Here is an 8,982-nt window from a genome sequence, read left to right on the forward strand (position 1 = left end):
CTTGAGCCAAAGTCAGGTAAGGTGACGGAATGGTCATGCGGGTGGCGGTTCCCGTGCTGCCGTGCCGAGATGTGCAGGCAGCGCGGTCGTACTTCACGGACGTGCTCGGATTCGACACCATATTCACCTGGGAGACCCCGCCTAGCTACGCGGCCGTGATCCGCGACACCGCCGAGTTCCACCTATACGCCGAAAGCAGCGTCGGCCCGGCCAGGGTGGTGGTTGTCGTCGACGACGTCGATTCCTGCCACGACGAGCTGCGCGGCCGCGGCGCCGACATCGTCGAGCCACTGGCTGACCGGCCCTACGGGATGCGCGACTTCAACGTACGGACACCCGATGGGCACTTGTTGATCTTTAGCCAGCCGCTTACCGAGTACCGGTGACCATCAGCGGACCAGCCGGAAGAATGACCGGACCTCGTCGACGAACAACGCCCGGCTTGTCGCTGAAGCCGTAACCGGGAAGCGATGGGCAGACCCCTAGAACCGGTCGGCTTAGTGCGCAGATTTTCGCCGTTCACACGACGAAACCGCAGCTCAACAGCCAGCACCCTACCCAAGATCAGCGATCTTGAGCCAAGTCAGGTTACCTGCCGTTTTTGTTGCGGCGCGGCCGATTTCGTGCAGGGCGGGTTCATCAGCGAAGCCGAACGCGTGCCCGAACTCCTCGCCCACGTCGTGACCCGCGCCGTCGAACCCCGCGTCACCCAGGTCGAACACGTCCTGCACCAGCTCATCGAGCGCGGCGCGGTCCGCGCCGATATCGACACCCGCACCATCGCCACCATGGTCTTCGGCGCCTTCTTCGGCGCGTTCCTGCGCGGCGACGCCGCCGCCGCGCGCCAGCCTGCCCGAACAGCTCACCACCACCCTCTGGCCCGCCCTCACCACCCGCCCCTGACCGCGCCGCAGTGTGCGTCGAGCACCCATCGAGTCCGAGGAGATTCTGTTAGGACCTTGTCCGTCTTGCCCTCCAGGCACGTCGTCGTGCCTGGACTGGACTTCGAGCCCCGCCGACGCAAATAAGCCCGCTGCCTCGGCCCGCCGGCTTCAGTGCGCACGCCTGCCAGGTCGCGTCCTACCACGCACTCTCTTGCCGCTGGGCGCCCGTTGGTCGACTGACCGAATCCGGCTCGGATCGTTTGGGCGGCACGGAACTTCGTCGCAGCCATGGACTGGGCGCTCGTCCGGGTGCCGCGGCTCTAGACCTGATCACGGAAAGTGGGCCAGAGCCCAAAGTTCATGAACAACCGCCGTCAGCGATGACGGACGAAGCCGACCATCGTTCTTCCATAAGTTGGATGCTGCGCCAGCAACCTTCTCAACTGAGTTCAGTGCGTGCTGCTGCCGAGTTCGGTCAGGCGGTGGGTTTGGCGCCGAGTTTGCCGACGACGGCGATGGTGATCGTGGAGTGGCCCATGACCTTGCCTTTTTCGAAGACCACTGCCGGGTTGGTCTGGTTGCCTTCGCCGAGCATCATGTCGCGGACCATGGTGGTGCGGGTGCCGATGATCTGCTCGCTTCCTGGATCGATGATGATCTCGTTGAGGTGGGTGCCTTGTGGCACGCGGGGGAGGACGTCGACGAAACCGAGTGCGGTGCCCTTGCGTCCGTCCAGGTTCGGCACGTTCTCCGCGACCTTGATCCCCGGCATGCGCAGGAGCGCTTGGTGTAGCACTGTGCGCAGATCCCTTGGCACCATGCCGGTGCCGAGGAACGACTGGGCGTCACCGAAGGCATCGAGTTCCGGGCTGATCTTGTCGCCGGGTGACGGGCCTTCCTTCAGCTTGGCCAGCAACGCGTCCGGGTCTCGCGGCAGCGCGGCGAGGAACTCGGGGGTGGGTCGGGACCAGCTGTCCTCGAGCGGGCGGCAAGCGGGTTTGCCGACGTTATCGCCCATGTAACTCCACGACCCACAAGCTGCCCGCCATTCCCCGGAGAAATCGCCGCGCTCGAACAGCTCCTGTTGCTCGGGGGTGTCTTCGCTGGCCGGTATCACCTTGACGGGGCGGGCGTGGCTGCGGCGTTCCATCCATTCGTCGCTGCGGTTGGCAGGCACCCAGATTTCCCGAGTGGACTCCACTTGGAAGGCCACATCGCCATACGAATTCCCGATCCCATCGCCGCGCGTCCCAATGTAGAGAAACTGGCCGGGAGCCAACCCACGGTCGGGGTCGGGCGCCACAGTGCCGCGAGGTTGGACCCGCCGGGCTGATTCGTCACCGCTGCTCGTGGTGCAGGCGGCGGTAGCCGCGATCACCACGGCGGCCCCGATCAGCAGCCATCGAGACCTGCGCCGTGCTGGAGCGAGTCGGACCACCTTGGACTTTCCCTCGGCGTGATCAGCCGGACCGCCGGTGATTTCGGCAAGAACCCTCGCTCGGCCCGAGACCGACTGTTCCTTGCTCAGTGGGCGGATATCGTCGTTGATCATCGAGAGAGCACACTCCTACCGGTTAGTCGAACACGCTCTCCAGAGAACCAATGCCGCGAGCGACCGGCATCATCGATCCGTCACAAGCTGGTCATCCAGCTCATTCCTGCAGGTAGCGGACGAACTTTCGGCGCGAGGGGAACACACTGGGTCGACGGCTCGTGTGCTCAGTTCTTCTCGAGCAACGTGGTCAACTTGTCCAGGCACTGTTCAAGCTCGGCCTTCGCATGGTCGCGCACCAGCTCGGTCGGGTAGCCGAACTCGGTGACCGTCATCGCTGTCCATTTGCTCGCGACCGCGGTGAAGGTGACGATGTGGCGTCGAGGCCGCGTCCGGGGTGTGGCCGCGCTTGCCGCATTGGTCAGCGCGAGATCGAACTCGATCAGGCTGGTCGGCTCGATCAGACGGTAGGTCAAAGTGTTGTAGATGTCGCGCCCGCGGAACTCCGCGGGCCCACGCAGGTAGATCACCGAGGTACCACCGACCCGGAAGTCCATGTCCGCCGACGGCGAGGTGAAACCCGTTGGGCCCCACCACTGAGTCACGTAAGTCGGGTCTTCCCAGGCCCGCCAAACCTCGGCGACAGGCGCCGCGAACTCGCGGGTGCAGACGACGGCGAAGGTCTCGGGCGTCGTAACCTGCTGCGGCCCGAAGCCGTCCTCGTACAAGGGAAATGCCCTGCTCGACAGCCGTCGCAGCCCATAGCCGTCCAGCTCGGAACGCAGCAGCAGATCGTGGTCGATCTTGGCGGCATAGGTGTCGTTATAGAAGTAGTCCGGCTCGACCTCGAAGAACTTCGCCAATGCGGCGACCATCTCCTCGGAAGGATCGGTCTCGCCCGAACGCAACTGCGAGATATACGCTTTCGACACCGGATGCCCCGAAGCTGTCAGCGCGCTCGCGACCTCGGCATTGGTGTGCGGCCTCCGCCTCGGCGGGTGCACCATGGCGAACAGCATGTTCAGCCGTGCGGCAAAGTCTTTGCCTTCTCGACTCATCGACCGTTCCTCGACCTCGAGATTCGATGTCGACGTCCATCATCGTCCACCAGAACACCCAACGGCACCGGTACAGCAAACTTTCCGCGTTCAGAGGGCTAACGCATCTCGGGTGATGCCGGCCGACGCACGGCATCGCCGCGTGGCTAGCGGACTGAGATGGGCTGGTCAGCGGAGACTGCACGTGCCGCAACCGCGGATCGTGTCAGGCGCGGGGGCGATGGGCCCGGATGTCTACGGGGCGTCCGTCGGGATCGCGCGCCGTCATCGTCCACTGCGTCGGCAATGTCTCGATCTCATCGACAGGCCACCCGGCGGCCAGGATTCGTTCGCGAACCGCGCACAGCTGCGCATAATCGCCCACCCGCAGTCCCCATCCCGCACGGCCGAGTGGGTCGAGATCAGTGGTTGCGCCAGTGGCGGTTTCGACGATCATGAGGTGATCGGCCCCGCCGACATCGATGACCGCTATGCGGGGATCCGCAGCGGTTGCCGCACGCTCGAAAGCGAGTGTCGCTCCGAGCAACTCGGTGTAGTACCGCACGAGCTGGTCGAGGTCGGTTGTGGCAAGTGTCAGATGATTGATTCCGAGCAGGTCAGGCATGGTGAACTGAGCGTAGCGCGATCGTTGGCGGGAACCTAGGGAGAACGCCTGTACCGTCCGCGTTCAGTGACTACCGCGTCGACTTCCGCCATTCCGTTCCATCCGGCGGGATCTCGGGCAGCCCTTCGCTCGCACGGAGCTTCTCGGCCATGGCGGTCAGCAGGTTCTGCGATTCTTCGGACAGGTCGAAGGCCCGGCTCGACAGCCGCCGCAGTCCAGTGGCTTGCAGCTGGGTCAGCAACACCAGATCGTGGTCGATCTTGGCGGCATAGATGTCGTTGTAGAAGTAGTCCGGGTCGACCTTGAAGAACTTGGCCAGCGCGGCGACTGTCTCGCCGGAGGGCGTCGACCGTGTTCCCGACCGCAACTGCGCGAGGTACGTCGTCGAGATCGGATGCCCGTCCGCTGTCAGCGCGGCCGCGACCTCCCCGTTGGTGTGCGGTTTACGCCAGGGTGGATGCACGGTGGCGAACAGCTGGTTCAACCGTCCGGCGAACTTCTTGCGTTGCCGGAACTTCGACCATTCGCCGAATTCGAGGACCTCGCCCTCGATCTCACGCGCAGGGGTGGTCCTGACGGGGAACCTGCGGTAGCTGACACCCGGCGTCTGCGGATCGGTCAGCTGCGCAGTCTGCGAATCAGTCGGCTGCACAGTCTGCGGATTGTCATCGATGACAATCCGCCGCTTGCGAACGTCGGGCATGCCGACACCGAGCAACCCGGCGAGCACCCGGCGGCCGACGGAATGTCCTTCCGTGACAGGTGGCTTCACCTGTCCGAACGAGCGCCGTCGCACGCCGAGCAACCCCGCCAGTATCCGACGACGGAACGAACATCTCGACATCAACTGGCCTCCGTTTCGGAAACCCCTGACTGTTGCGGCGATTCGGCGGCCGCCGACGACAATCCCGAGGGACGCACCGACGTACCGGTGATCACGGAGGCGAGCTGCGGAACCGAACCTAATTGCGCCAACACCGCCGGGGCCGCGAACCCGAGCACGACCGCGACGTACGCCCCGCTGATCTGTCCGGTGGTACCGAAGAGCGCGGCAACGCTCGCACCGAGCAGTGTTCGCACGATCAGCATCCACCCGTGCACCGGCATATCGATGAACGTGCGCACCCGTGGCGGCTTCCCCTTCACTCGCCCCGCTGGCGTGCGTCTGGCGTCCCGCCACACCGCGAGCCAGCGCAGCATCGCCAGCGCTTCGACAGCAGCCCCACCGCACGCGCCGAGCAAGGAGAACTCCCACCACTGCACGATGCGCCTTTCCACGGTCGATCCCGCTGTCGACACCATCATCGTCTACGCAGGCGGTCCATGATGCAGGTTGCAGCAAATCGTTCGCTATCGGCAGAATTTCACATCTGCCCCGGTGCGCTCCAGCGCAGGAGGCATTGCGCCCGGACCACGAATGCGTTGTGCGACTTGCTATTCGGCGGGCCAACGCAAGCACGAGAAAGGGAAGAGGACAACCACGGACATCGCCCCAGCCGTTGCGATCGTGGTTCGATGGGGACACCAGTGGGAGAGGAAGCGATGACACCACACACGGGATTCGCCGGACGAACATATGTCATCACCGGCTCGGCATCAGGCATCGGCGCGGCGACTGCCGCACTCCTTCGCGAGCGCGGCGCAAAGGTCATCGGCTGCGATCTCGACGACGCCGACATCACCGCTGACCTGTCCACCGCAGCGGGTCGGCAATCACTGATCGATCAGGTGACAGCGCACGGGCCGATCGATGCGGTACTCGCCATCGCAGGCGGCGGCAGAACCGGCCTGCTGGAGACCAACTACTTCGGCGCCGTCGCGACGTTGCACGGCCTGCGGCCGCTGCTGGCACAGAGCCCCGCGCCGCGCGCCGTAGCCGTCTCGTCGACGTCGTCGCTGGCGCCCGCGGACGAGCGCATCGTGCAAGCCTGCCTCGACGGTGACGAAGCCGCCGCGGTCGGCTATCTCGCAGCCGACCCCGCGCTCGGCGGGCCAACCGGCGCCTACGGTATCGCCAAGCGCGCGTTGAATCGCTGGGTACGGACGGTCGCGCCGACACCCGAGTGGGCCGGTGCCGGCATCGCCCTGAACGTCGTCGCCCCGGGTGTCGTCGACACCCCGGCGGCCGCCTGGATTCTGGCCGACGACGAAATCCGCAACGCCGTCGAAACAGCTGCGCCGCAACCGTTCGGCGGCTTCCCCGGTCGACCCGAATGGGTCGCCGAGCTGATCTGCTGGCTGTCCTCCGCGGACAACCGCTTCGTTACCGGACAAATCGTCTTCGCGGACGGCGGCTCGGAGGCGACGGCGATCGGCGACCTCCATTGGCGATGACACCGCGCCGGGGTAACGTTGCGGCAAACACGGCCAGGGTCGGCCACGGACACAGCATGCAGACTTCCCTCACCCTTGATACGGAAGGCAGCGGATGACGTACCGCACCATTGTCGGCGTTCAGATCCTGTTGATTCGTGACGGAGCCGTGCTGCTGGCCCGGCGGCGCAACACCGGATTCGCCGACGCGAAGTGGAATGCGCCAGGGGGCAAGCTCGAAGAAGGTGAGGATGTCGTCTCCGCGGTGATCAGGGAGGCGCGCGAGGAGATCGGCGTTCAGCTCCGGCACGACGAGGTCAGGATGACCTCGTCGATTCATATCCAGGCGCCGAAGGGGCAGTACCGGGTGCTGTTCATCTTCAGCGCGGAAAGCTGGACCGGCGATCCGTACAACCGGGAACCCGACCTCTGCTCGGAACTCGAGTGGTTTCCCTTGGCAGACCTTCCCGGCGACACCATCTTGAGCACCCGTGCCGGAGTCGAATTGCTCCAGCGCGGTGAGCATTTCGGGGTGTACGGCTGGCCCGACCCGGCGCTGCAGGCACACGACCATCGGGTCAATCATGTGCCTGCACCCGTGCGAGGTTAGCGACCGACAGGTTCGAGCATGGCCGCGGCAGTGAGCTCGACGGAGCGGACGCGGTCGGCGATGTCGGTGGCGTGGTGGGCGAGGATGAGTTCGTCGGCCTGGATCAATGCGGCGAAATCGTCCAGATACGAACGGACTTCGGCGGGGGTGCCGGTCGCCGTGTAGCGGACCTTCGAGGTGAGCGGGTAGGCGTCCGGGGTGGCGAGGAAGGCATCGATCTCCTCGTCGGTGAAGTCGACATCCGACGTGCGACGCTTGACCATGGCCCGAGCGCGAGCGCGGTAGGCGATCCTCTGCTGTTCCGCTGCGTCGTCACCGTTTTCGGCGGCAAACACGTTGACTCCCGCCATCATGTACGGCTCCGTCAGCTGCTCGGACGGCCGGAAATTGCTGCGGTACAGGGTCGCTGCCTGATGCAGGGCTTCGGGTGCGAAGTGCGAGGCGAACGCGTACGGCAGGCCGAGTTGTGCGGCGAGCTGCGCACCGAACAGTGACGACCCCAGAATGTAGAGCGGCACAACACCTTCTGCTCGGGGCACCGCATAGACGCCGGGGATCCGCGATTCACCGGTCAGATATCCCTGCAGTTCCAGCACGTCCTGCGGGAAAGAATCCGACGACGTCGCATCCCGGCGCAGCGCCCGGATCGTCGTCTGGTCGCTGCCCGGCGCCCGCCCGAGCCCGAGGTCGATCCGGCCGGGAAACAGTGTCTCCAACGTGCCGAACTGTTCCGCGATCACCAGCGGCGAATGGTTGGGCAGCATGATGCCGCCCGCGCCGAGCCGGATCGTGTCGGTGTGCTCCGCGACATGTCCGATCAGCACACTCGTGGCACTCGACGCGATGGTGCGCATGTTGTGGTGCTCGGCGTACCAAACACGGGTGTACCCGCTGCGTTCCGCGGCCCTGGCCAGCGCGACGCTGTTGGCGAAGCTGTCACGCGCGGTCTCGCCGGGCGCGATCGACGCCAGGTCGAGGATGGACAGAGCAGTCGACATTGAGGTGCCTTTCCTTGGTCAGAGCACGCGGTGGAGTTGTTCGGTGAAGGCACGGATGCGAGCGTCGTCGCGCCGGTAGTAGGCCCACTGCCCGCGCCGGTTGACGGTGAGGAACCCTGCACGCTGCAGGATCGCCAGGTGCACCGAGATGGTCGACGCCGATGTGCCTGCCTTCTGCTGAATGAGCCCGACGCATACACCGAGCTCGGCCGACCCGTCCGAACGCTCGGGAAAGTGCGTCTCCGGGTCCTTCAACCATTCCAGGATCCGCAGCCGAGTCTCGTTCGCCAGTGCTTTGCACTCGTCGAGCACCCACACCACCCTTCGCTATTTCGCTAATTAACGAACTTACGCCGCACGCGAGGGCCTTGCATTGTGATGCCGCTCACGGGGGTGTTGTCGAGGTGTGGCGATGTCGTTGGCAGGCGCGACCAGTCGGCGGTTGGGTTCGAGCAGCGCTTAGAGACTTTGGTCGTGCTGCGTTGAAGGGCACTTCGAGCTCGGTCCGGATGGCGCTGCGACGACAGGTGGTGGTGTCGGCCGCGCGAGTTCGATAGGACGTCGCTGAGCGAGTGCGGCTGCCATGGACTGCCAGACTGCCAACTTTTCATTTGGCCTGAAATCACCTGGTAGATGATACTTTTCGCGAGTAGGCTTCGAACATGCCTTCGAGTAGCGTGACTGTCGCCGATCCCGCTGTGGAGGCGGCGTTGTGCGCGCTCGAAGCCGGGCTCGATCAACTCAGTACGGTGCGGACTGATGCCCTGTCGAATCCGGATCGGCTGATCGTGATGCAGCGGTTGGAGACCGTCGTACGCGCGCTGCCCGGTCTCGGGTTGGAGTTGGTCGCGCAACTGCTAGATCAGTGGAGCAACAACGATTTCGCCACCCACAGCGCCGTCGACACCCTCGCCGACGGTCTACGTATCAGCCCCGCGGAAGCCCGGGCTCGCTGGCGCGCTGCCGCCGATCTTGCGCACCGCCACAGCCTGGATGGTGAAATCCTCGATCCGGTGATGCCCG

General features: G+C 65.0%; 12 protein-coding genes and 1 pseudogene. 5 read left to right on the forward strand and 8 right to left on the reverse strand.

Annotation, left to right across the window (positions count from 1 at the left end):
* Window positions 1-29 precede the first annotated feature (29 nt).
* A complete protein-coding gene (locus tag NA11_RS41140; protein WP_069167539.1) occupies window positions 30-386 on the forward strand; it encodes a glyoxalase superfamily protein in 357 nt (118 codons plus the stop codon).
* An 84-nt stretch (window positions 387-470) separates the two neighbouring features.
* Window positions 471-1,028 carry a TetR-like C-terminal domain-containing protein gene (locus NA11_RS47280; RefSeq protein ID WP_084655530.1) on the forward strand — a complete coding sequence of 186 codons (558 nt, stop codon included), beginning with the start codon at window positions 471-473 and terminating at the stop codon, window positions 1,026-1,028.
* Window positions 1,029-1,359: 331 nt separating this feature from the next.
* Here NA11_RS47280 and NA11_RS41150 read toward each other — a convergent pair whose 3' ends face one another.
* From NA11_RS41150 to NA11_RS41175, 6 genes and pseudogenes are all read right to left on the reverse strand, one after another.
* Window positions 1,360-2,436 carry a hypothetical protein gene (locus NA11_RS41150; protein WP_069167541.1) on the reverse strand — a complete coding sequence of 359 codons (1,077 nt, stop codon included), beginning with the start codon at window positions 2,434-2,436 and terminating at the stop codon, window positions 1,360-1,362.
* Window positions 2,437-2,603: 167 nt separating this feature from the next.
* The gene (locus tag NA11_RS46940; protein ID WP_069167547.1) at window positions 2,604-3,104 is read right to left on the reverse strand and encodes an SRPBCC domain-containing protein; all 501 of its coding nucleotides are present in this window, start codon (window positions 3,102-3,104) and stop codon (window positions 2,604-2,606) included.
* Window positions 3,093-3,434, reverse strand: a pseudogene (locus tag NA11_RS46945) (helix-turn-helix domain-containing protein); the annotation flags it as partial. The pseudogene NA11_RS46945 and the gene NA11_RS46940, both read right to left, overlap by 12 nt.
* Before the next feature lie 205 nt (window positions 3,435-3,639).
* Complete coding sequence (locus NA11_RS41165) at window positions 3,640-4,038, reverse strand: VOC family protein (protein WP_069167542.1); 399 nt, start codon at window positions 4,036-4,038, stop codon at window positions 3,640-3,642.
* A gap of 70 nt (window positions 4,039-4,108) precedes the next feature.
* Window positions 4,109-4,591 (reverse strand): helix-turn-helix domain-containing protein, encoded by a 483-nt coding sequence (locus NA11_RS41170; protein ID WP_069167548.1) that lies wholly within the window; start codon window positions 4,589-4,591, stop codon window positions 4,109-4,111.
* A 290-nt stretch (window positions 4,592-4,881) separates the two neighbouring features.
* Window positions 4,882-5,316 (reverse strand): hypothetical protein, encoded by a 435-nt coding sequence (locus tag NA11_RS41175; RefSeq protein WP_069167543.1) that lies wholly within the window; start codon window positions 5,314-5,316, stop codon window positions 4,882-4,884.
* 264 nt (window positions 5,317-5,580) lie between these two features.
* On the opposite strand from NA11_RS41175, the gene NA11_RS41180 reads away from it, so the two are divergent.
* Together NA11_RS41180 and NA11_RS41185 are read left to right on the forward strand one after the other, a co-directional pair.
* Window positions 5,581-6,372, forward strand: coding sequence for an SDR family oxidoreductase (locus tag NA11_RS41180; protein ID WP_069167544.1), 792 nt, complete (start codon window positions 5,581-5,583; stop codon window positions 6,370-6,372).
* Window positions 6,373-6,466: 94 nt separating this feature from the next.
* A complete protein-coding gene (locus tag NA11_RS41185) occupies window positions 6,467-6,961 on the forward strand; it encodes an NUDIX hydrolase (RefSeq protein WP_069167545.1) in 495 nt (164 codons plus the stop codon).
* Here the strand turns inward: NA11_RS41185 and NA11_RS41190 are convergent.
* Both NA11_RS41190 and NA11_RS41195 read right to left on the reverse strand, forming a co-directional pair.
* On the reverse strand, window positions 6,958-7,959 hold the full coding sequence (locus NA11_RS41190; RefSeq protein ID WP_069167546.1) for an LLM class flavin-dependent oxidoreductase: 1,002 nt from the start codon (window positions 7,957-7,959) through the stop codon (window positions 6,958-6,960). The genes NA11_RS41185 and NA11_RS41190 overlap by 4 nt on opposite strands.
* An 18-nt stretch (window positions 7,960-7,977) precedes the next feature.
* Window positions 7,978-8,271 (reverse strand): ArsR/SmtB family transcription factor, encoded by a 294-nt coding sequence (locus tag NA11_RS41195; RefSeq protein WP_245746553.1) that lies wholly within the window; start codon window positions 8,269-8,271, stop codon window positions 7,978-7,980.
* Between the two features lie 350 nt (window positions 8,272-8,621).
* Between NA11_RS41195 and NA11_RS41200 the strand changes: the two genes are divergently transcribed.
* On the forward strand, window positions 8,622-8,982 hold a 361-nt coding region (locus NA11_RS41200; RefSeq protein ID WP_245746554.1), incomplete at its 3' end, for a DUF222 domain-containing protein.

The sequence above is a fragment of the Nocardia altamirensis NBRC 108246 genome, assembly GCF_001612685.1.
GTDB lineage: Bacteria > Actinomycetota > Actinomycetes > Mycobacteriales > Mycobacteriaceae > Nocardia > Nocardia altamirensis.

Excerpts from the sequence above, each read along its gene's own strand:
- NA11_RS47280 (WP_084655530.1), top strand. The coding sequence starts at position 471 with ATGGGCAGACCCCTAGAACCGGTCGGCTTAGTGCGCAGATTTTCGCCG.
- NA11_RS41185 (WP_069167545.1), top strand. The coding sequence starts at position 6,467 with ATGACGTACCGCACCATTGTCGGCGTTCAGATCCTGTTGATTCGTGAC.
- NA11_RS41150 (WP_069167541.1), bottom strand. The coding sequence starts at position 2,436 with ATGATCAACGACGATATCCGCCCACTGAGCAAGGAACAGTCGGTCTCG.
- NA11_RS41190 (WP_069167546.1), bottom strand. The coding sequence starts at position 7,959 with ATGTCGACTGCTCTGTCCATCCTCGACCTGGCGTCGATCGCGCCCGGC.
- NA11_RS41165 (WP_069167542.1), bottom strand. The coding sequence starts at position 4,038 with ATGCCTGACCTGCTCGGAATCAATCATCTGACACTTGCCACAACCGAC.
- NA11_RS41140 (WP_069167539.1), top strand. The coding sequence starts at position 30 with ATGGTCATGCGGGTGGCGGTTCCCGTGCTGCCGTGCCGAGATGTGCAG.
- NA11_RS41180 (WP_069167544.1), top strand. The coding sequence starts at position 5,581 with ATGACACCACACACGGGATTCGCCGGACGAACATATGTCATCACCGGC.